The organism is Flavobacteriaceae bacterium HL-DH10 (assembly GCA_031826515.1).
Taxonomy (GTDB): Bacteria; Bacteroidota; Bacteroidia; order Flavobacteriales; family Flavobacteriaceae; genus Thalassobellus; species Thalassobellus suaedae.
The window spans coordinates 826,184-848,896 of the sequence record CP134536.1; the positions used below are offsets into that span (position 1 = coordinate 826,184).

The 22,713-nt window shown below is 31.1% G+C and carries 17 protein-coding genes; 5 read left to right on the forward strand and 12 right to left on the reverse strand.

Features of this window, described 5'->3' with window-relative positions:
- Window positions 1–42: 42 nt before the first annotated feature.
- The 3 genes from folD to RHP49_03660 all read right to left on the reverse strand — a co-directional run bounded on the left by folD (window position 43) and on the right by RHP49_03660 (window position 4,507).
- Window positions 43–921, reverse strand: a complete 879-nt coding sequence (gene folD / locus RHP49_03650) for a bifunctional methylenetetrahydrofolate dehydrogenase/methenyltetrahydrofolate cyclohydrolase FolD (GenBank protein WNH13356.1) — start codon at window positions 919–921, stop codon at window positions 43–45.
- A 95-nt stretch (window positions 922–1,016) separates the two neighbouring features.
- On the reverse strand, window positions 1,017–2,345 hold the full coding sequence (gene ffh / locus RHP49_03655) for a signal recognition particle protein (protein WNH13357.1): 1,329 nt from the start codon (window positions 2,343–2,345) through the stop codon (window positions 1,017–1,019).
- A 410-nt stretch (window positions 2,346–2,755) separates the two neighbouring features.
- The gene (locus tag RHP49_03660) at window positions 2,756–4,507 is read right to left on the reverse strand and encodes a hypothetical protein (protein ID WNH13358.1); all 1,752 of its coding nucleotides are present in this window, start codon (window positions 4,505–4,507) and stop codon (window positions 2,756–2,758) included.
- A gap of 238 nt (window positions 4,508–4,745) precedes the next feature.
- Between RHP49_03660 and RHP49_03665 the strand changes: the two genes are divergently transcribed.
- The 4 genes from RHP49_03665 to RHP49_03680 all read left to right on the forward strand — a co-directional run bounded on the left by RHP49_03665 (window position 4,746) and on the right by RHP49_03680 (window position 9,864).
- Entirely contained in the window at window positions 4,746–5,261 is a 516-nt protein-coding gene (locus RHP49_03665) for an RNA polymerase sigma factor (GenBank protein WNH13359.1), read from the forward strand.
- Between the two features lie 223 nt (window positions 5,262–5,484).
- Window positions 5,485–6,384, forward strand: a complete 900-nt coding sequence (locus RHP49_03670) for a FecR family protein (protein WNH13360.1) — start codon at window positions 5,485–5,487, stop codon at window positions 6,382–6,384.
- Complete coding sequence (locus RHP49_03675; protein ID WNH13361.1) at window positions 6,377–8,731, forward strand: TonB-dependent receptor plug domain-containing protein; 2,355 nt, start codon at window positions 6,377–6,379, stop codon at window positions 8,729–8,731. Before RHP49_03670 ends, RHP49_03675 begins: the two co-directional genes overlap by 8 nt.
- Before the next feature lie 116 nt (window positions 8,732–8,847).
- Window positions 8,848–9,864 carry a DUF2971 domain-containing protein gene (locus RHP49_03680; protein WNH13362.1) on the forward strand — a complete coding sequence of 339 codons (1,017 nt, stop codon included), beginning with the start codon at window positions 8,848–8,850 and terminating at the stop codon, window positions 9,862–9,864.
- 161 nt (window positions 9,865–10,025) lie between these two features.
- Here RHP49_03680 and argS read toward each other — a convergent pair whose 3' ends face one another.
- Window positions 10,026–11,810, reverse strand: a complete 1,785-nt coding sequence (gene argS / locus RHP49_03685) for an arginine--tRNA ligase (GenBank protein ID WNH13363.1) — start codon at window positions 11,808–11,810, stop codon at window positions 10,026–10,028.
- Window positions 11,811–12,262: 452 nt separating this feature from the next.
- Here argS and RHP49_03690 point away from each other — a divergent pair, with 452 nt between their 5' ends.
- Window positions 12,263–14,332 (forward strand): tetratricopeptide repeat-containing sensor histidine kinase, encoded by a 2,070-nt coding sequence (locus RHP49_03690; GenBank protein ID WNH13364.1) that lies wholly within the window; start codon window positions 12,263–12,265, stop codon window positions 14,330–14,332.
- On the opposite strand, the gene RHP49_03695 is transcribed toward RHP49_03690, so the two are convergent.
- The 8 genes from RHP49_03695 to rpsD form a co-directional block, all read right to left on the reverse strand.
- Window positions 14,329–15,264 carry an arginine deiminase-related protein gene (locus RHP49_03695; protein ID WNH13365.1) on the reverse strand — a complete coding sequence of 312 codons (936 nt, stop codon included), beginning with the start codon at window positions 15,262–15,264 and terminating at the stop codon, window positions 14,329–14,331. The two genes, RHP49_03690 and RHP49_03695, sit on opposite strands and share 4 nt — an antisense overlap.
- A gap of 9 nt (window positions 15,265–15,273) precedes the next feature.
- Entirely contained in the window at window positions 15,274–16,188 is a 915-nt protein-coding gene (locus tag RHP49_03700) for an arginine deiminase family protein (protein ID WNH13366.1), read from the reverse strand.
- A 196-nt stretch (window positions 16,189–16,384) separates the two neighbouring features.
- On the reverse strand, window positions 16,385–17,671 hold the full coding sequence (locus tag RHP49_03705; GenBank protein WNH13367.1) for a citrate synthase: 1,287 nt from the start codon (window positions 17,669–17,671) through the stop codon (window positions 16,385–16,387).
- Between the two features lie 166 nt (window positions 17,672–17,837).
- Window positions 17,838–19,130 (reverse strand): phosphopyruvate hydratase, encoded by a 1,293-nt coding sequence (gene eno / locus RHP49_03710; protein WNH13368.1) that lies wholly within the window; start codon window positions 19,128–19,130, stop codon window positions 17,838–17,840.
- Window positions 19,131–19,286: 156 nt separating this feature from the next.
- The gene (gene carA / locus RHP49_03715; GenBank protein ID WNH13369.1) at window positions 19,287–20,393 is read right to left on the reverse strand and encodes a glutamine-hydrolyzing carbamoyl-phosphate synthase small subunit; all 1,107 of its coding nucleotides are present in this window, start codon (window positions 20,391–20,393) and stop codon (window positions 19,287–19,289) included.
- An 89-nt stretch (window positions 20,394–20,482) separates the two neighbouring features.
- The gene (gene rplQ / locus RHP49_03720) at window positions 20,483–20,956 is read right to left on the reverse strand and encodes a 50S ribosomal protein L17 (protein ID WNH13370.1); all 474 of its coding nucleotides are present in this window, start codon (window positions 20,954–20,956) and stop codon (window positions 20,483–20,485) included.
- Window positions 20,957–21,017: 61 nt separating this feature from the next.
- Window positions 21,018–22,010 (reverse strand): DNA-directed RNA polymerase subunit alpha, encoded by a 993-nt coding sequence (locus RHP49_03725; GenBank protein WNH13371.1) that lies wholly within the window; start codon window positions 22,008–22,010, stop codon window positions 21,018–21,020.
- A gap of 96 nt (window positions 22,011–22,106) precedes the next feature.
- On the reverse strand, window positions 22,107–22,712 hold the full coding sequence (gene rpsD / locus RHP49_03730) for a 30S ribosomal protein S4 (protein WNH13372.1): 606 nt from the start codon (window positions 22,710–22,712) through the stop codon (window positions 22,107–22,109).
- Window position 22,713: the final 1 nt, after the last annotated feature.

The following is a 22,713-nucleotide window of genomic DNA, read 5'->3' on the forward strand; positions in this document are numbered from 1 at the left end:
ATTTTTAATTCACAAGGTTTTTTATTTATATTTTACTCTATACTATTTCAAATTTCTTTCTCTAGCAAGTAATGTGTTTTTAAGTAACATGGCTATAGTCATTGGCCCTACACCTCCTGGTACAGGAGTTATATAACTTGCTTTTTTACTTACGCTTTCAAATTCTACATCACCAGCTAACCTGTATCCATTTTTCTTAGTGGCATCTGGCACACGTGTAATTCCCACATCAATAATAACAACATCTTCTTTTACCATATCTCCTGTTAAAAACTCAGAAATACCAATAGCAGCAACAATAATGTCTGCATTTTTTGTGATATCAGCTAAATTTTTAGAACGACTATGAACAACGGTAACTGTAGCATCTCCCGCTGGTCTTTTCTGACTCATTAAAATACTCATTGGACGACCAACAATATGACTTCTTCCCATAACTACTACATTTTTACCAGAAGTCTCTACTTGATACCTTTCTAATAATTCAAGTATACCATAAGGCGTTGCAGGTAAAAACGTTGGTAAATCTAAAGCCATTTTCCCAACATTTGTTGGATGAAAACCATCAACATCTTTATCTGGATCTACTGCCATTAAAACTTTTTGTTCGTCAATATGATCTGGTAAAGGCAACTGCACTATAAACCCATCAATATCATCATCGTTATTTAGGTCATTTATTTTTCCTAATAATTCTTCTTCACTAGTGTAATCTGGCAAATCTATAAGTGTAGAATTAAAACCAATACGCTCACAAGCTTTTACTTTAGCATTTACATAGGTCATACTTGCACCATCTGTACCTACTAAAATGGCGGCAAGGTGTGGCACTTTTTCGCCTTTAGAAATCATTGCTTTAACATGCTCAGCAATTTCATCTTTTATATCGTTACTTACTTTTTTACCGTCTAAAATTGTCATGCTTTATCTGTTTTTGCCACGAATACACGAATATTTTTTTTATCGTAAAGACGCAAACTCAAAATTTATTTTTATTTACTGAATATTAACTCAATCTACTTCATATTCTGCATCATCTGCATCATCTTTTTACCGCCACCGCCTTGCATCATCTTCATCATTTTGCTCATTTGGTTAAACTGTTTTAAAAGCTGATTTACCTGCTGAACAGAAGTTCCTGACCCCTTTCCTATTCTAACTTTTCTGCTCGCGTTTATTATTGACGGGTTTGTTCTTTCTTTTGGTGTCATAGAATGAATTATAGCTTCAATACCTTTAAAAGCATCATCATCAATATCTATATCTTTCATCATTTTTCCAGCTCCAGGAATCATACCCATAAGGTCTTTCATGTTCCCCATTTTCTTTATTTGCTGAATTTGCTTTAAGAAATCGTCAAAACCAAATTGATTTTTCGCAATCTTCTTTTGAAGCTTACGTGCTTCAACTTCATCAAATTGCTCTTGAGCACGTTCTACTAACGACACCACATCTCCCATTCCTAAGATACGATCTGCCATACGAGAAGGATAGAACACATCAATAGCTTCCATTTTCTCGCCTGTACCAATAAACTTAATAGGTTTATTGACTACAGATTTAATAGAAATTGCAGCTCCACCACGTGTATCACCATCTAGTTTGGTTAGAATAACACCATCAAAATTTAAAACATCGTTAAAGGCTTTTGCTGTATTTACAGCATCTTGCCCTGTCATAGAATCTACAACAAACAAAGTTTCTTGTGGTTGAATAGCTTTATGAATGTTAGATATTTCGGACATCATCACCTCATCTACAGCTAAACGACCAGCAGTATCTATAATAACTACATTAAATCCGTTTGCCTTTGCATAAGCAATACCTGCTTTAGAAATAGCTACAGGATCATTATTTCCTTTATCACTAAAAACCTCAACACCAATTTGCTCTCCAACTACGTGTAATTGGTCTATTGCAGCAGGACGATATACATCACAGGCAACCAATAAAGGTTTCTTTGTTTTTTTGTTTTTAAGATAGTTGGCTAGCTTACCTGAAAAAGTTGTTTTACCAGAACCTTGTAAACCCGACATTAAAATAACGCTTGGTGTACCAGAAAGGTTAAGCCCTTCGGCATCGCCTCCCATAAGCTCGGTTAATTCGTCTTTTACGATTTTAACCATTAATTGTCCCGGCTGTAACGTAGTTAATACGTTTTGACCTAAAGCTTTTTCTTTTACTCTAACAGTAAACTCTTTTGCTATTTTAAAGTTAACATCGGCATCCAATAAAGCACGTCTTACCTCTTTTAAAGTTTCGGCAACATTTACTTCTGTAATACTTCCGTGTCCTTTAAGAACGTGTAAGGCTTTATCTAATTTATCGCTTAAATTATTAAACATATATTTCAGTCTTCTATTGGCAGTTTGCGGTTAGCAGCCTGCTCATAAATTTAAAGATGCAAAGTTAATGATTTGAAGTGTATTAATGAAGTTGGTTTTTATAAAAAAATGTTAGTTTATCGTTAGCCTGCTTTTTGCTTTAGGGATTTTACATTGGCTAACATTTTAAATTAATGAAATCATGAATGCGTTGCATTTACAGTGATAGCTTTTGGCGAGGCGAGTATCGAGCCAAAACTTTTAGAAGAAAGCCCGACCCCACCCCGATAGCTATCGAGAGTGGTAACGCCCAAATATTTTTAATAAAAAAAAGGTTGTCAAATAAATTTGACAACCTTCATAAAGGAAACTTAACTTATAAATTAACCTAACCAACCCAAAAGATAAGGTTTCCTTTTTACCAAAACATATTATATTTTCTTTTCAAGCACTAATATTCTTTCTATTTCACCAGTAGAATTATAGTCTTTCAATTCAATTCTATCTTGTGCAATTTCTTTTATCCTCCATCTATGGTTTAAGTCATTAAATGGTGCATTACTCCCAAAAAATAATCCAAGATGTAAACCTTCATTTCTATATGCTAACCAAGAACCACTAAAAATACCATTATTAGGATCTATAACTTTAACTCGACCTGTTTCCATAAAGTCTAAAGTATACATATAGAATTTTTCCGGATTATTAACACCATTATTATGATAAGCAGCTACTTCCCATTCTCCATTAATTAACACATTGTCAATAAATTTTAAATCGTCATCGGCATCTGGACAATGTCTTCTTAAAACCATTTTATTATTCGCATTTTCCAACTTAATTAAACCTGACTCTAAGAATGTTATTAACCACTCAAGATTTAAGTTTGGACGTCCTTCTAAATTAACTTGTAAAATAAAACCAGCATTTCTAATGCCAATTTCATAAGTTCCTTCTACTAGTTCACCATTAACTCTAAGTTTAACAACGTTATTTGGAAAGAATTTAAGTGGTGTACCTATATACTCATTTTCATTATCGGATCCATTTATATTTAAGCGAGATACTCTCCAAAAACATTCTTGTAAATAGTTTTCTATGCGTTCTTTAGTAACATCAATAACAACATCACAATTTTTATTTAAAATAATTCTATTACCACCTGCTTGGTATAATTTTATTCTACCTGGTCCTAAATCATAAACAAACCATTCTAAAGTAAAGTCTGCTAAATTATCAAACTTTAAGTTTATTAAAGCACCATTATCTGTTACACGAGTTGTCCATGTACCAGTTAACATGTCGCCACCTCTAGCACGCATTTTTACAATATTTTCAGCTTTAAATTGAATAGCATATTCATTATAATGCTCTAATAAATCATCATCATTTCTTTCAAATTCATGAACCACCCAAAAGCAAGTCATTAATAATCCATCCAAACGCTCTTTATCAAAATCGTTATCATGATAATCATTATCATCATCTTCATCACAGGCATCTTTTGCCTCTCTAATAGTTGTTTGCAATTCTTCGTTATTAATTACAACAATTTCAGATCCATCGGCTAAAAGCATCGTTACAGGAAAGTTAATACTTGCTAAAAATTCAGAATTTCTAACGCGCTCTAAAAAACGATGTAATGCTCTATCATTTTCAATAGTTTTCACATCAATAACTTGAAAAGCTGTATCATATACTGAAAATGCTAATGGATATTGAAAATCGATACATTCAATATCATCATCTTCTTCATTTTCACCAGCACAATCTTGAATTAGTTCTTGTAGAGCTAGACGATTTTCTATAACAATTTCCTCATAATTTGATGAAACAATTGTAATAGGAAACACAATGTCTAAATTATCATCGTCATTATCAAACTCATCAAAAATGGCCTTGATAACTTTATAATCTTCTTCAGAATCAATAGTGATTTCAAGACCATTTACAATAACAATAACAGGTAACTCTATAGATAAGCAACTCGCATTATCTATAATATTATCTTTAGAACCATCTAACTTAGCAGTAGAAGTCATTAACGTTGTAAGTTCTGAAGTTGCAGTAAGTGCTTCTGTCTCTGCTGGTGGAGTGATTTCTGTTACTTCATCTTGACAAGAAGTAAACATTAAAAGGGCAAAAAAAGGTAATAGTAATAATGTTCTCAATTTGGTATTCATAATAAATGAATTTGGGTTAAACATAGCTTTTTGAATATAAAACAGGATAACTTTAAAAATTCCTACCCTTTATCTCCTTTTTTTTTATTTTAGTAAAAAAATATAGCTTTTGGATTATTAAGTAAAATCTATATTTCTTTACTTAGACTCCCGCTTTCGCGAGAATGACAATTCCAATAGAAACCTCAATGCTATGCAATGAGGAGTTTTTTTTGAGTGCAACCAACTACCAACAACAATGGGAAAACAACTACATGAAAATATTTGTGAGGAACGCATGTTTTCTTCTATATTTAATAAACACTCAAAAAATTTATACAACTTTTTATACTATAAATTTGGTGATTTATTAAATCCGAAAGATAAAGTACAAGAAGCTTTTGTTAAATTATGGCAAAACTGTGCTAAGATTTCACCAGATAAAGCAAAGAGTTTTCTATTTACTACCGCAAATAATTTAATGTTAAATGAAGTTGCTCACCAAAAAGTAGTTTTAAAGCATCAACAAACCAAACCTAAAATGCATACTAACGAAAGTCCTGAGTTTTTAATGCAGGAAAGTGAGTATCATGATAAATTACAAAAAGCACTCGCGAATTTAACCGAAGCGCAACGTGTCGCTTTTATGATGAATCGTATTGAAGGAAAACGTTTTAAAGAAATTGCTGAGATTTTAGACATTTCGACCAAAGCGGTTGAAAAACGTATTTATGGGGCTTTGGAAAAATTGAGAAAAGACATTAAAGAGTTGTGAAAGAAGAAAAAAAATGACAGAAGACTGAAGACCTATAAGTTATTAAAATTAAACTTTTGTTTTTCGCACAAAGTCACTAAGACTCAAAGTTTTTCTCTGTGAATCTCTGTAAAAACTCCATGAATCTCTGCGTAGCATTTTGGAATTTGGAATTTATTTTTTGTTTTTTTTAAGTAAGGGTAGGGAAAAATAAAACATAACTGTTATATAATTGAATAAGCAAATGATGAACAGAGAAAAACTCATATCGAAATGGTTAGATAACAATTTAAATAATCTAGAACTTGAAGCGTTTAAAAACCTTGAAGACTATGACGATTTAGTAAAGTTAGACACCAGCTTGCAAACTTTTAAAGCAGATAATTACGATACCTCTAAAGAATTAGAAACCGTATTATCTACTATAAAAAGTAAAAAGCAACAACCAACTCATTGGTTTAAGCCTTTTATGCGTATTGCTGCTATACTTGCCATTTGTTTTAGTTTATACTATTATATAACAACTATAGATACTACAATATCAACTATGGTAGCTCAAAAAACAACTATTGATCTACCAGACGCATCTAGTGTTTCCCTCAACGCTAAATCGTTATTAGCTTTTAATAAAAAAGATTGGAAAAATGAACGCGAAGTAGAACTTCAAGGTGAAGCTTTTTTTAAAGTTACAAAAGGCTCTACATTTAAAGTTATAACAAAACTAGGAACCGTAACGGTTTATGGCACTCAATTTAATATAAAACAACGAGATAATTATTTTGAAGTTATTTGCTACGAAGGTTTAGTCGGGGTTACCCACAACACTCATGAAACGAAATTAAAACCTGGAGACAGTTTTTTAATTATAGATGGGGAAATAATTGCTAAAGAAAAAGAAAACCGCTCGACACCTTCGTGGTTAAATAACGAAAGCACCTTTAAAAGTTTGCCATACAAAACGATTATTGCCGAATTTGAAAGACAATATGACGTAGATATTACTCTAGTAAATATTGATTCTAACCAATTATTTACAGGGAGTTTTATGCACAATAATATAGACGTTGCTTTGAAATCTATTTCCTTACCCTTACATTTAACTTATAGTAAAACCAATAATACTATCATATTAAAAGGTGAGTAAAAACATCCGTTTTTCTATTATTATTTTAATATTTTTTTTGAATAATGCTTACCTAAAAGCACAATCCGTTCAAGAAGAAAAGCAACCGCTTATTACCTTATTAAAAACACTTCAAAAAACATATAATGTTAGTTTCTCGTATGCCGATGAAACTATTAAAGACAAAAAAGCAACACCTTTAAAAAAGGATTTAACCCTACAAGAAGCTTTAGAATTTTTAAAACTTGACACCAATTTAGATTTCGAACTTATAAATAACAGATTTGTTGTAATTAAAACGCAACAAAACACTAATAGATTATTTAAAACTCAGAGATTAGAAGAAATTGTAGTGAATAATTATTTAACTACAGGTATAACAAAACTTAACGACGGGTCGATTACCATAAATCCTGAAACCTTTGGTATTCTTCCAGGATTAATAGAACCCGACGTATTACAGACCATTCAAGCACTTCCTGGTGTTTTAAGTGCCGATGAAACCGTATCGAATATTAATGTTCGTGGTGGCACACACGATCAAAATTTACTATTATGGGATGGGATTAAAATGTATCAATCTGGACATTTTTTTGGTCTTATTTCTGCTTTCAATCCCTATACTACTAAACATGTAAATGTTTATAAAAACGGAACGCGCTCTAAATATGGCGATGGTGTTTCTAGTATTATAGACATGCGATTATCTGATAATATTGATAACGAATTTAATGCAGGTTTAGGCTTTAATTTAATTAATGCCGATGGCTATGCTAAAATTCCGTTATCTAAAAAAACCGAATTGCAATTATCGACGCGTCGCTCTATAACCGACCTCATAAACACCTCTACCTTTGAGCAGTACTCGAAACGTATTTTTCAAGATTCCGATTTTAATACAGCTAAAAACAATGACAATTTTATTTCTCAAAATGAATCGTTTTATTTTTACGATGTTACTGCCAAATTTTTATATGATATTACTAAAAAAGATAAAGTCAGACTGCACTTTTTAAACATTTATAACGATTTAAATTATGATGAACAATCGACTATTAATGACCGAAATGAAGCTTTAAATAGCAAATTATCGCAACGCAATTCTGCCATTGGTATTACTTACACAAGAGATTGGAATAATACCTTATCTACAACCTCACAAATTTATATATCTAACTACGATTTAGATGCTACCAATTTTGATATTTTGAACAAGCAACGTCTTATTCAAGAAAATGAAGTCTATGATGGTTCTGCTAAAATGGATATAAATTACATCCCAAATAACCAATTTAAAATTAATGGCGGTTATCAATTTAGCGAAGTTGGTATTAGCAATCTAGAAGATGTTAGTAACCCAAATTTTAGAAGCTATATAAAAGAAGTTATAAGAAGCCATGCTATATATGCCGAAACTAGCTTATTATCAAACCATGCTAAAACAAAATTAGTATTGGGTGGGCGCTTAAACTATTTTAAAAAACTTGATGTAATTTTAGCAGAACCAAGGTTAAGCTTTAGCCAGCGGTTTTTAAATTATTTTAGACTTGAGATTTTAGGCGAATTTAAAAGTCAGACTACCTCACAAATTATTGATTTACAAAACGATTTTTTAGGGATAGAAAACAGACGCTGGGTATTAGCTAATAACAATAAAGAAGTGGTAGTTAACAACACTAAAACCATTTATCCTGTACCCGTTTTAAAAAGTAAACAAGCATCAGCAGGCATTCATTATAACAAAAATAGGCTATTAATAAGTGCCGAAGGCTACATAAAAAAAGTAGACGGCATTACAGCTAGGAGTCAAGGATTTCAAAACCAATATCAATTTGTAAACAGTATTGGACGTTATAACATTAAAGGCATTGATGTTTTGCTAAACAAACAATTTAATACTATTATTAGCACTTGGATATCCTACTCTTACAGTAGCAATAATTATACGTTTAACGATTTAAATGAAGGACAACGATTCCCAAACAATGCCGATATAAGGCACGCTATAACTTTTGCTGGCACTTACACTTATAAAGATTTAAAAGTAGCTTTAGGTTTAAATTGGCATTCTGGAAAACCTACAACATTACCAGATGCTAATAATCCAGTAAATGAAGGTGAGATAATCTATCAAAAACCAAATCATTCTAATTTAAACGATTATTTAAGAGCAGATTGCTCTGCTACTTATGGGTTTTACATTTCAGATACAGCTCGTGCTACTATTGGCGCATCTGTTTGGAATATTTTAAACAAAAAAAACATCATAAACACCTACTACACTTTAGATGATGAGAATACGGTTAACAAAGTTGAAAACCAGTCGTTAGGTATTACTCCTAATGTAAGTTTTAGAGTAAGGTTTTAATTTGATTTTATCAGAAAAATTCGCCAACTTCGTTTAACATTAGATGTAAAAACATTAAAACGATTTCATATCAAGTAGTTATCTATAAGTGTATTAAAAAATCATAAAAGAATAAAATGGGAGAAAAAATATTAAATTTTGATACGGCTTTTCCATTAATGGAGAAATTTGACAAAGAGGTTTTTAAAAAAGTTTTTCCAAAATCGACCTATTTACAAGCTTATCATTTAGGCAGAATAGTAGGAAAGTTTAATTACAAAGGATTATTTGACAATACAAATTACAAGGTTAGTATAGATGAATCTTTTATTCATTTTACTTCATTACAAGCTTTAACAAGTATTTTAAATAATGGTTTTTTTAGATTATCTGAATTCAGACACTTTGAAGACATTGAAGAACTACATTACGCCTCTAAAATATTTAGTGATATTGACTCATTTAAACCAAATGAAGAAAATATCAATGACCAAAAAGAAAATTGTTTTGCCTTATCTGCTTGCCTAAAAACAGAAAACACTCTTAAAAATTCTTTTATGTGGGAAAAATATGGCAATAAAGGAAAAGGAGTTATTATTCAATTCAAATTAAATTATGATAAAATATTCAAATTTCTTTTAGGTAAAGTACAATATGGAGAAGAGGGTTTGAAAAACATAACCTATATAAAAGAGCTTGCTGAAAAATTTAGAGTCGAAAATGATGGTTTTTATTATGATGAATTCCCAGAAAGGATAATGGAATTTTTAGCGTTTCATAAACAAGATAAATATTTATCCGAAAACGAAGTTCGGTTCTTTTTTAACGAAAAGAAACGAAAATATGATAAACACAACCACGAATCAATTTATGAAGATATTACCGCAAATAATGAAGTAAGATACTTCTTTAAAACATTCCTAACTGAAAGAAAATCAGTTTTAGAAAGAGAAATTAACAACAAAGAAATTAGTAACCAATATTTCGAACTATATCCAACAATTGAAATAGAGAATATAATTTTAGGCAATAATCTAGACATTAAGAGAAAGGTGGAAATATTTCAATTACTATCAGTGATTAAAACTAAATATAAATATAATTTTGAACTTCATCAACTCACAGATGAAGATACAATTCAAGAATTCAGATAATAGAATATAAAAGCCTACACCTAACAATGCAGATAAAAATTGCTTAATTCAGTAAAATAGAATGTTTCTAAAACAAATTAATATTAAATTTAAACATCGGAAAATTGCTTTTTAAAACTCGCAACTTTTCATATCCAAAACCGCTAAACAAACCTCAAAAATTACATCCTTTCAGGAACTTGAATACCTAAAACGCTAAACGCATTTTTTATGGTATTGGCTACCGTATTAGAAAGCTGTATTCTAAGCAACTTTTCATTGTCGGTATCGGCACCTAAAATAGACACGTTTTGGTAAAAAGAATTAAATTCTTTTACTAAATCATAAGTATAATTAGCCACTAAAGCTGGACTATGGTTTTCAGCAGCATTTTGTATCACCTCTGGAAACAATTGTAATTGCTTAATAAGTTCTTTCTCTTTAAGATGTAATGGCAAATCTTCAACTGTTTGCGCAACAGCCTCTTTTACATTGGCTTTTCGTAAAATAGATTGAATTCTGGCATACGTATATTGAATAAAAGACCCTGTATTTCCTTGAAAATCTATAGATTCTTTCGGATCAAACAAAATACGTTTTTTAGGATCTACTTTTAAAATGTAATATTTTAAAGCTCCTAAACCAATCGTTTTATATAAGTCTTGTTTTTCTTCTTCTGTGTATCCATCAAGCTTTCCTAATTCTTCTGAAATCTCACCAGCAGTACGCGACATCTCATCAACTAAATCATCAGCATCAACAACAGTACCTTCTCTACTCTTCATTTTTCCGCTAGGTAAATCTACCATACCATAACTTAAATGATATAAGTTTTCTGCCCATTCAAACCCTAACTTTTTCAGAATTAAAAACAACACTTGAAAATGGTAGTCTTGCTCGTTACCAACAGTATAAACCATACCACCAACATCTGGAAAATCTTTAATACGTTGTATAGCAGTACCAATATCTTGCGTCATATAAACCGCAGTTCCATCGGCACGAAGTACTATTTTTTTATCGAGTCCGTCTTCGGTTAAATCACACCAAACCGAACCATCTGCTTCTTTAATAAAAACACCTTTTTTTAATCCTTCAGCAACAAACTCTTTTCCTAATAAATAGGTATTACTTTCATAATATAAGGTATCAAAATCTACTCCTAGGTTTTTATAACTTTCTGCAAAGCCTTCATACACCCAACCGTTCATTTTTTTCCAAAGCGCCACAACTTCTTCATCACCTGCTTCCCATTTTAAAAGCATATCTTGAGCTTCTAATAATAATGGTGCATTCTTTTTGGCTTCTTCTTCTGTTTGTCCTTGGGCAATTAAATCTTGAATTTCCTTTTTATATTCTTGATCGAACTTTACATAGTAATTCCCAACTAATTTATCGCCTTTTAAACCCGTACTTTCAGGAGTTTCTCCGTTACCAAACTTCTCCCAAGCCAACATACTTTTACATATATGTATACCACGGTCATTTATAATTTGAGTTTTATATACTTTTTTACCAGACGCCTTTAAAATTTCGGCAACACTATACCCTAAAAGGTTATTTCTAACATGGCCTAGATGAAGTGGTTTATTAGTATTAGGTGAAGAATACTCTACCATAATAGCTTTTTCTTCGGCATTTGGCGAAACAAAACCATATGTTTCATTTTCTTTTATGCCATTAAAAAAGTTAATATAATATGAGTCGCTTATTTCAATATTCAAAAAGCCTTTTACAACATTAAACGCTTTTACATCTTCTACAAACTCTACCAAATAATTACCAATAGTTTCTCCTATTTGTACTGGATTTCCTTTCACAAAACGCAACATAGGAAAAATAACAACAGTAATATCGCCAGGAAATTCTTTTCGGGTAGCTTGAAATTCTACCGATTCTAATGTTACATTAAAACTTGTTAAAACAGCTTGTTTTACTTGGTTTGATAAGGTTTCTTGAAGACTCATTAATCGTTACTTTTTTAGGTGAGCAAAGATAAAACTTTTATTTATGCCTTGTTGCAAAAATTAGCTTTTATAAGCCAATACAATCTGTAGTTGAACCTACATTAAAATCACAACCAAATCATTAATAAATAAAATGCAAAAAAAAAGAAAAAAACAATGTGCATTTCATCGGCTAAAGTGTCGTTTTCCTATGATTTTTGCCGTTCATCTATTCGTCGATTTTTTCTCAAAAATAGACCTATCCATTCATCTAATTTTTTGGTAGTAAAACCCATAAATTAGATTTTGATAAGCGTTTTTACAACTTTTGTTGAGTAAAGCTATTAATATTTTTTTTGTTTTATTAAAAACACTAATAATAGATTACAGGATAAAATTAGGACTTTCTTTATTTCCCTCAAATAAAGACACTAAATGATTTTATTTTAAAGCACTGTAATACTAATGATTGTATGAGGAAAACAATTACTTTAATTATATTATGTTTATCTATATTCTTTGGTTTTTCTCAAACTAAGGAAATAGACAGCATTTCCATACAATTAGCGTTTCAAAATCAAGATTCTACAAAAGTTGAAACGTCTTTACTATTAATTAAATCACTTTATGAAATTAAAGAATACGACAGAGCCTTAAAATATATTGTTCAAAGTGAAAAACTCTCTTCAAGTATAAACTACAATAAAGGTATTGCCGAAATAACGTATTATAAAGCCTTAATTTACGCTGCAAAAGATGATTATATAAATGCTACCAGCGGTTATAATAAAGCAAAAGAATTATTCATTCAATTAAGTGACACTCTAGGTGTTGCTTATGTAAACAATAGTATCGGGTTAATAGAAATTAAGCGTGGTAACTATGCTAACGGATTAAAACACTTACTATCTGCCATTAAAGAATTAGAAAGCAGACGCCTTAAAAGAGAACTTTCTTTAGCTTATAGCCACCTAGCCAAAGCCTTTTATGAAATTCATGACTACGATCAAGCAATAGATTATAATTTAAAAGCCTTAGAGGTTCAAGAACAACTTAATGACGCTGTAGGAATTAGTCAAACTAACAATCAACTTGCCGAATTATACTCCATTAAAAAAGAATACAGAAAAGCTATTGAATTTTACGAAAAAGTTATTGAGGGTAATACTGGTGCTAGTGATTCTATCCGTGCTCAAATATTCCCAAAACTTGGAGGTGAATATTTAAAATTTAACGATTATGAAAAAGCTTCTAAATATTTAATTGAAGGCTACAACTTAAATACACGTTTTAAAAACGAACCTAATTTACTAATTGCGTTAAATAATCTAGGTGATTTAAACTTAAAACAAAGTCGATTAATTTTAGCTGAAAGGCAATTATTGCAAGCTGGAGCTATTGCTGAAAAAATTGATAACAAAACGGAGTTATTAAAGCATTATAAATTAATGAAAGCTTTAGATTCTACCAAACGTAATTTTGACAGAGCTTTTATTTGGCAGCGCAAATACTATGATTTAAAAAATAGCCTTAATAGAAAGACGGTTTCTTTAGACACAAAAACAAAAGTTTCTAATGCTCTAGAATTAGAAACTAATTTTGATAATAAAGAAGCATTCATCCAACCTGAAGAAAAAGCAACTAACGCTGAAGGATTAAAATTCTTTAATAAATACAAGCTCATTTTTTACGGATTAATAGCTGCATTAGCTATTGTATCTGTTTTTTTAGTTCTTATTTTTTTAAAAAGAAATAATAATATAAAATACACTCAAGAATTAGAAGAAAAAAACATTAAAATCGAATTACAAAATGAAGCCTTTTCAGAACAAACCAAACATCTGGAAAATGTTAATAATGTAAAAGATAAATTATTTTCTATAGTATCTCACGATTTAAAAGACTCGCTTTCATCTATTAATGGCTTTATAGATTTACTTAGAGAAGGATCTTTAACTAGAGAAGAGTTTGACAACTTAATTCCCGAATTAAGCGAGAATGCCAACAATGCTTCATTATTGCTATTTAATTTATTAAACTGGTCTAAATCTCAAATGCAATCATTAGAGCCTAAACCAACTTTATTTGATATTCAAGAAGTTTTTGAAGATAAAGTGAAACTTGTTGAACAACGCATGGAAAGCAAAGGCATAGAATTAATAGATCACTCGTTACGAGATTTTGCTTATGCCGATAGAAGTATGTTTGAAATTGTTGTTCAAAACTTACTTGCCAATGCTCTAAAATTTTGTAAAAATGGAGACTCCATTACCATTGCAAACCACATTAGTAATGGTAGTTGTATTGTAAGTATTGCAGATACGGGTGTTGGTATTTCAAAAGAAAATATTGAAAAACTATTTAAGAATAATTCTTTTACTACCATGGGTACCAACAACGAAAAAGGAACTGGTTTAGGACTATCTATTTGTAAAGAATTAATAGAGCTTAATAATGGTAAAATCTGGGTAGAAAGTACTCAAGGTGTAGGAAGTACCTTTTATGTACAACTTCCAAAATCCAGACCTAATGGAGACCATTAGGCTTTAGGTAAAAACACTTCTGCCATCATACATCGCGCACTACCGCCCCCACAAGCTTCAATAGTCTTCAAGGAACTAGAAAGAATAGCCGTATGCTTTTCTAATTTTTGTATCTGAGATGCTGTTAATGAATTATAAGCCGATTCACTCATTATTAAATACAAAGTATCATTAGCACCTTTTACTTGTAGCATATTACCAGCAAAATTATTAACCTGAGATTCTGTGATGTCTATAATTTCTTTTCCGTCTTCTTTTAAATGGGTAATGACATTTTTACGTTCTTTCTTATCATCAATACTACTTAAGCAAATAACTGCAAACGTTTCACCTAAACACATCATAACATTGGTATGATAGATTGCTTTACGCTCACCCTCTACAGTTTGGTTTGCTGAAAAAACAACTGGAAAATATTCAAAGTCTTCACAAAACTCAATGAATAAATCTTCATCTGCACGAGGTGACAATGCACAATATGCTTTACGATTTACCCGATCTAACAAAAGGCTTCCTGTGCCTTCTAAAAAAACATTTTCTTCTTCAGCACTTGTATAATCAATAACATCATGTATTAAAAATCCAGCGTCTTCTAATTTTAAAAGGACATCTTCTCGACGCTCAAAACGTCTATTTTCAGCAAACATGGGATATAAGCCAACGGTTCCATTTTCATGAAAAGACACCCAGTTATTAGGAAAAATAGAATCAGGAGTATCAAACTCATCCGTATCATTTACAACCACTACATTAACCCCTATTTCTCTTAACTTTATGACATAATCATCAAACTCTTGTTGTGCTTTTGCATTAATAGCAGCTGGTAACAAGCCCGCCAATTCCTTTTGGTAATAGTTATTTACGGCTGTTTGTTCGTTCATCCTAAAATTGATAGGACGAATCATTAAAATAGTATTTGTAGTTTGTTGCATATATTTAAATTAATCCCTAATTAATGGCATAGTAGAACATCTTAACAAACCTCCTTGTTTTGAAATTTCGGCATAAGGAACTTCTTCAACCTTAAAACCTTGTTTACGTAACCATGTATTTAAGCGTGTAAAGTTTTTTTCAGATATAATAACATCTTCAGAAATGGAAAAAATATTACTATTCATTTGGTACATTTCGTCTTTATCAATTTCAAATATATTTTCTTTTCCAAAAAAGTCAACTAACCATTGATATTCCTTTTCAACTAAAAACCCGTTTTTATGTATAATAGCTTTGTCTTTTCCAATAGGTTGAAAACAGCAATCTAAATGCAAAGCATTTTCTTTAGCATTGGTATTTGACTTTCTAAGCTCAAAAGATTTGACAATTTTATGAGGAAACAATTCTTGAATAGCAATAACTGCATCCATATTGGTGCGAGCAGTAATTAAATCTGGATAATCAATGCCAGAATATGTTCCAATAAAAATATAATCGTTCCAAGGCATGACATCACCGCCTTCAACATGACATTCTTCTGGTAAAATAATACGGTTTTCTTCTTCTACTTGATTCCATATATACCCAATAGCTTCGACTTCCTCTTCTCTATTAGGTAATATATTTGCCCGTAGCATCTTATTTTCGATTACAAAAGCAATATCACGTGAAAATATTTGGTTACAGTTTTCTATAACTTTTGGTCTTAAAATAGTAACATCATATTTTTCAAAAACAGATGCTACAGCATCTAATTCAAGAATCATATCTTCTTCTTTAGGATAGGTTGCCGTCAACACATGTTCAATACTCTTAGGGTCATAGCAATCTTCTACTTTTGGCGTAGGACCATTACTTTTCGCAGTTCCTAAAACAACGGTACGCAACCGTGATGTTTCATTATTTACATTTAATTTAAGCATTTACAAACGTAAAAAATATATTTCACTTTTTGAAAAATTAATAATAATATTTCAGTTTAACTAAGAATTTATCATTTTAAAACTAAAAATAAACAAAATATTAAATTAAAGTCATTAATTACAACGCCTTATAAACAAAAAAAAGAGCTTCATAGAAAACTATGAAGCTCTTAAATAATACATTATAAAATATTATTTATCTTTTTTCAATGGGCACAAACGATCTTTCTGTTGCTCCAATATATAATTGTCTAGGTCTTCCAATAGGTTCTTTACGTAAACGCATCTCACGCCATTGAGCAATCCACCCTGGTAAACGTCCTAAAGCAAACATAACGGTAAACATATCGGTTGGTATTCCCATACCTCTATAAATTATACCTGAATAAAAATCTACATTAGGATACAATTTTCTATCAACAAAGTATTGATCTTCTAAAGCTTCTTTTTCTAGACCTTTAGCAATATCTAAAATAGGATCTTTTATACCTAAATCGCCTAAAACCTCATCGGCAGCTACCTTAATGATTTTTGCTCTAGGGTCGAAATTTTTATAAACACGGTGTCCAAAGCCCATTAAGCGGAAAGGATCTTGCTTATCTTTAGCTTTAGCCATATACTTTTTAGTATCTCCACCATCTACTTTTATAGCTTCTAACATTTCTAAAACCGCTTGGTTTGCTCCTCCATGAAGTGGTCCCCAAAGCGCAGAAATACCTGCAGAAATAGATGCAAATAATCCAGCATGTGATGAACCAACTATTCTAACCGTTGAAGTTGAACAATTTTGTTCATGATCGGCATGAAGAATTAAAAGCTTATCTAAAGCATCTACTAAAATTTTATTTTGATTATAATCTCCATTAGGTTTTCTAAACATCATTTTCAAAATGTTTTCTACATAACCTAAAGAATTGTCACCGTAGTCAAGAGGTAAACCTTCTTTCTTACGAAAAGTCCAAGCTACTAATACAGGAAATTTTCCTAATAAACGGACTACTGATTTATACATATCTTCTTCAGATTCTACATTTACTGAAGATGGATTAAAAGCCGTCAATGCACTTGTTAAAGAGGAAATAACACCCATTGGATGTGCTGACTTAGGAAAAGCATCTAATATCTTTTTTACATCTTCATCAACAATAGATTCAGCTTTAATATCATCATGAAACTTGTCATTTTGTTCTTTTGTAGGAAGTTCTCCAAAAATTAAAAGATAAGCAACTTCTAAAAAATCAGCTTTTTCTGCTAACTCTTCAATAGAATACCCTCTATATCTTAAAATTCCTTTTTCTCCATCTAAGAAAGTAATTGCACTTTCGCAAGAACCCGTGTTTTTAAAACCAGGATCTAAAGTAATAACGCCACCTGTGTCAGTTCTAAATGTTTTAAAATCTATTGCAACTTCATTCTCTGTTCCTTTAAGTAAAGGAAATTCATGTTTCTTACCATCGATTTCTATAGAAGCAGTATTTGCCATATTTTTAATTAATTTGTTATGTTTAGCGGGAAGCTAATTTACAAAATTAGTGCCGATTTAAGAAAAAGATTAGTAAAGGTTTTAATAATTAACAAATCAGTAATATTGTTCAAAAAAAAAAGCGATTATTAAAAAAAATAACCGCTTTCTTAAAAAAATAATTTTCTTATTTTATTTTAAATGCTTTTTCTTGTGGGAAGTAAGCAATTTCTCCTAACTCTTCTTCAATACGAAGTAGTTGATTATATTTAGCCATACGGTCACTACGTGATGCAGAACCTGTTTTTATTTGTCCACAATTAAGTGCTACAGCTAAATCGGCAATAGTATTATCTTCTGTTTCACCAGAACGGTGAGACATTACAGAAGTATAACCAGCATTTTTAGCCATATTAACAGCTGCAATCGTTTCAGTTAAAGAACCAATTTGATTTACTTTAATTAAAATTGAATTAGCAATACCTTCTTCAATTCCTCTAGACAAACGCTCAACGTTAGTTACAAATAAATCATCACCAACTAATTGTACTTTATCTCCAACTAATTCTGTTAAATATTTCCAACCTTCCCAGTCGTTCTCATCCATACCATCTTCAATAGAAATAATAGGATACTTAGCAACTAGCTCAGCTAAATAATCTGCTTGTTCTTTTGAAGTTCTTACAACACCTGTATCTCCTTCAAACTTTTTGTAATCATATTTACCATTTTCATAAAATTCAGCTGATGCGCAATCAAGTGCTATCTTAACTTCTTCACCAAATTTATATCCAGCATTTTCAACTGCTTTTGCTATGGTTTCTAATGCATCTTCAGTACCTCCAGCTAAGTTTGGCGCAAAACCACCTTCATCTCCTACTGCAGTACTTAAATCTCTATCATGAAGCACCTTCTTTAGATTATGAAAAATCTCAGATCCCATTTTCATAGCATCTGTAAAATTTTTAGCTTTAACAGGCATAATCATGAACTCTTGAAATGCTATTGGAGCATCACTATGAGAACCACCATTAATAATATTCATCATTGGTAATGGAAGTGTATTTGCAGACACACCACCTACGTAACGATATAAAGGTAAACCTAACTCTCCTGCTGCTGCTTTAGCTACTGCTAAAGAAACACCTAAAATGGCATTAGCTCCTAATTTTGATTTGTTTGGAGTTCCGTCTAAATCGATCATAATTTGATCAATTAAGTTTTGTTCAAAAACAGAAACACCCAATAATTCTTGAGCAATAATTGAATTTACATTATCAACTGCTTTTAAAACACCCTTACCCATGTAGTCGCTTCCACCGTCTCTTAATTCGACAGCTTCATGCTCTCCTGTTGATGCTCCTGATGGCACAGCAGCTCTTCCTAATACATCATTTTCTGTTACAACATCTACTTCAACAGTAGGATTTCCTCTAGAATCAAATATTTGTCTAGCGTGAATATTAATTATTACACTCATAATTTGGTTTATTTTTAATCTTGTTATTACTTCAAATTTACGGCTATTTCTTATTTATTTTTAGATGTTTTTAAATAAATATTGAAAAACACGTCTACAACGTTTTAGTAAAGAAAATCCTCAAAAAAAGCGTTGTTTTTTGAGGATTTATAATTATTATTTATTTTTTATATTTTCAATAAACTGATCGAAAAGGTATGATGAATCATGCGGTCCAGGACTTGCTTCAGGATGGTACTGAACTGAAAAACAATTTTTATTTTTCATGGCTAAACCAGCAACAGTTTGATCATTTAAATGTACGTGAGTTACTTCCAAATCTTGATGTGCCTCAGCCTCTTCTCTATTCACTGCAAAACCATGGTTTTGAGAAGTAATTTCACCTTTTCCTGTAATCATATTTTTCACAGGATGATTAATACCTCTATGCCCATTATGCATCTTATATGTAGAAATACCATTTGCACGAGCAATAACCTGGTGTCCAAGGCAGATACCGAACAAAGGCAAATCTCTTTTTATAATCTCTTTAGCAACTTCTTGAGCTTCTATTAAAGACTCTGGATCTCCAGGACCATTTGACAAGAAGTAACCATCTGGTTTAAAAGCTTCTAATTCTTCAAATTTTGAATTATAAGGAAACACTTTAATATAAGCATCTCTACTTGCAATATTTCTAAGAATATTCTTTTTAATACCAATATCTAAAGCCGCTACCTTATAGGTTGCATTTTCATCACCATAATAATAAGGTTCTTTTGTAGACACTTTGGACGCTAACTCTAAGCCTTCCATATTTGGTACATCTGCCAACTGTTTCTTCAATCCTTCAATATTATCAACTTCAGTTGAAATAACAGCATTCATAGCGCCATGGTCTCTAATATAGCTTACCAAAGCTCTCGTATCTACATCTGAAATTGCTAAAAGGTTATTTTTATTTAAAAAATCTTCTAAAGAACCATCTGCAGCATCTCTAGAATATTCATAACTAAAATTTTTAACAATAAGACCTGCGATTTTTATAGAATCTGATTCTATTTCATCTTCATTTGTACCGTAGTTCCCAATATGAGCATTGGTTGCTACCATAAGTTGCCCATAGTAAGATGGATCAGTAAAAATTTCTTGATATCCAGTCATTCCAGTGTTAAAACAAACTTCTCCAAAAGAAGTTCCTTGTTTTCCACCTACTGCCTTACCGTAAAAAATAGTGCCATCGGCTAATAAAATTATGGCTTTTTGTCTTTTTTGATATTTCATTTGTTCGCTAAAAAAGTTTTACAAAATTGCATAAAAAAAAGGATAAACTAAAATAGTTTATCCTTAATATTTTAAATGCTTATTAACATTTATTCTTCTTCGTTTGATGCTTTAGTTTCTACAACTGGAGCAGCTTCTGGTTTAGAACCACCTCTTCTACTTCTTCTAGTTGTTTTCTTAGCTTTCTTTTCTGCATTGTAAATTTCATTATAATCTACAAGTTCAATCATAGCCATATCAGCATTATCACCTAAACGATTACCAAGTTTAATAATTCTTGTATAACCTCCAGGTCTATCAGCAATCTTAGGAGCTACATCTCTAAACAATTCTGTTACAGCATCTTTTTGTCTTAAACGAGCCATTACAATACGTCTATTGTGTGTTGTATCTTCTTTAGATTTAGTAATCATAGGCTCTACAAATTGTTTTAAAGCTTTTGCTTTAGCAACCGTTGTATTAATACGCTTATGTTCTATTAAAGAACAAGCCATATTAGCTAACATTGATTTTCTGTGAGCTGTTTGTCTACCTAAGTGATTTATTTTTTTTCCGTGTCTCATGACATTTGTTTTATCATCTTGCTACCAAACTCGACTTGTGCGAGGAGCAAAATATGATTAATTAATCTTTATCTAATTTATATTTGCTTAAATCCATTCCGAAATTTAAACCTTTAACATTTACAAGCTCTTCAAGCTCTGTTAAAGACTTCTTTCCGAAGTTTCTGAATTTCATTAAATCATTTTTATTGAATGATACTAAATCTCCTAAAGTATCTACTTCTGCAGCTTTTAAACAGTTAAGTGCACGAACAGATAAATCCATATCGATTAACTTAGTTTTAAGCAACTGTCTCATGTGAAGAGATTCTTCATCATAAGTTTCAGTTTGTGCTATTTCGTCAGCTTCTAATGTAATACGCTCATCAGAGAATAACATGAAGTGATGAATTAAAGTTTTAGCACCTTCTGTTAAAGCATCTTGTGGCGTAATTGATCCATCAGTAATGATTTCAAAAACTAATTTTTCATAATCCGTTTTTTGTTCAACACGATAGTTTTCAATACTATACTTAACATTCTTTATAGGTGTGTAAATTGAATCTGTAAAGATTGTACCTATTGGTGCAGATGCTTTTTTATTTTCTTCTGCAGGTACATAACCTCTACCTTTTTCAATTGTGATTTCCATGTTGAAATTAACTTTAGGATCTAAGTTACAGATAACTAATTCTGTATTTAAAACTTGGAATCCTGAAATAAATTTTTGAAAATCTCCAGCTGTAATTTGTTCTTGACCTGAAATAGAAATAGAAATTGATTCGTTATCAATATCTTCAATTTGTCTTTTAAAACGAGCTTGTTTTAAGTTTAAGATGATTTCTGTAACATCTTCAACTACACCTGCAATTGCAGAAAACTCATGGTCTACACCTTCAATTCTAACTGATGTAATTGCAAATCCTTCTAATGAAGATAATAAAACTCTTCTTAAAGCATTTCCAACTGTTAAACCATAACCTGGTTCTAAAGGTCTAAATTCAAATTTCCCCTCATAATCGGTAGAATCAATCATGATTACCTTATCGGGCTTTTGAAAATTAAATACTGCCATATTTTTCTTCGTTTTAATTGTTATTTGGTTGCGCGGTTTAAAAGTTTGAAGAAATACTTATAAACCCTTTGGCCAAATACCAATATTAATAATTTATTATTTAGAGTATAATTCGACGATGAATTGTTCGTTAATGTTTTCTGGAATTTGAAGTCTCGCAGGAACAGAAACAAAAGTTCCTTGCTTTGTATCTGTGTTCCAAGTAATCCATTCGTAAACTTGACTTGAGTTTGAAAGAGATCTTTCAATAGCTTCAAGTGATTTTGATTTTTCTCTTACAGCAACAACATCACCAGCATTTAAAGAATAAGAAGGTATATTTACCAACTCACCATTTACAGTAATGTGTCTGTGAGAAACTAATTGTCTTGCTCCGCTTCTAGTAGGTGCTATTCCCATTCTAAAAACTACGTTATCTAATCTAGACTCACAAAGTTGTAATAAAACTTCACCTGTAATACCTTGAGAAGCTCTAGCTTTTTTAAATAAACCTCTGAATTGTCTTTCTAAAATACCATAAGTATATTTAGCTTTTTGCTTCTCCATTAATTGGATTGCATATTCAGATTTTTTTCCACGACGTCTTGCGTTTCCGTGTTGACCTGGAGGGTAATTTCTTTTTTCAAAAGATTTATCTTCTCCAAAAATAGCTTCACCAAATTTACGTGCTATTTTAGTTTTAGGACCAGTATATCTTGCCATT

What these genes read in the sequence shown, in the direction of transcription:
- folD (WNH13356.1), bottom strand. Translation starts at nt 921, where the DNA reads ATGACAATTTTAGACGGTAAAAAAGTAAGTAACGATATAAAAGATGAA.
- ffh (WNH13357.1), bottom strand. Translation starts at nt 2,345, where the DNA reads ATGTTTAATAATTTAAGCGATAAATTAGATAAAGCCTTACACGTTCTT.
- RHP49_03660 (WNH13358.1), bottom strand. Translation starts at nt 4,507, where the DNA reads ATGAATACCAAATTGAGAACATTATTACTATTACCTTTTTTTGCCCTT.
- RHP49_03665 (WNH13359.1), top strand. Translation starts at nt 4,746, where the DNA reads ATGGGAAAACAACTACATGAAAATATTTGTGAGGAACGCATGTTTTCT.
- RHP49_03670 (WNH13360.1), top strand. Translation starts at nt 5,485, where the DNA reads ATGATGAACAGAGAAAAACTCATATCGAAATGGTTAGATAACAATTTA.
- RHP49_03680 (WNH13362.1), top strand. Translation starts at nt 8,848, where the DNA reads ATGGGAGAAAAAATATTAAATTTTGATACGGCTTTTCCATTAATGGAG.
- argS (WNH13363.1), bottom strand. Translation starts at nt 11,810, where the DNA reads ATGAGTCTTCAAGAAACCTTATCAAACCAAGTAAAACAAGCTGTTTTA.
- RHP49_03690 (WNH13364.1), top strand. Translation starts at nt 12,263, where the DNA reads ATGAGGAAAACAATTACTTTAATTATATTATGTTTATCTATATTCTTT.
- RHP49_03695 (WNH13365.1), bottom strand. Translation starts at nt 15,264, where the DNA reads ATGCAACAAACTACAAATACTATTTTAATGATTCGTCCTATCAATTTT.
- RHP49_03700 (WNH13366.1), bottom strand. Translation starts at nt 16,188, where the DNA reads ATGCTTAAATTAAATGTAAATAATGAAACATCACGGTTGCGTACCGTT.
- RHP49_03705 (WNH13367.1), bottom strand. Translation starts at nt 17,671, where the DNA reads ATGGCAAATACTGCTTCTATAGAAATCGATGGTAAGAAACATGAATTT.
- eno (WNH13368.1), bottom strand. Translation starts at nt 19,130, where the DNA reads ATGAGTGTAATAATTAATATTCACGCTAGACAAATATTTGATTCTAGA.
- carA (WNH13369.1), bottom strand. Translation starts at nt 20,393, where the DNA reads ATGAAATATCAAAAAAGACAAAAAGCCATAATTTTATTAGCCGATGGC.
- rplQ (WNH13370.1), bottom strand. Translation starts at nt 20,956, where the DNA reads ATGAGACACGGAAAAAAAATAAATCACTTAGGTAGACAAACAGCTCAC.
- RHP49_03725 (WNH13371.1), bottom strand. Translation starts at nt 22,010, where the DNA reads ATGGCAGTATTTAATTTTCAAAAGCCCGATAAGGTAATCATGATTGAT.
- rpsD (WNH13372.1), bottom strand. Translation starts at nt 22,712, where the DNA reads ATGGCAAGATATACTGGTCCTAAAACTAAAATAGCACGTAAATTTGGT.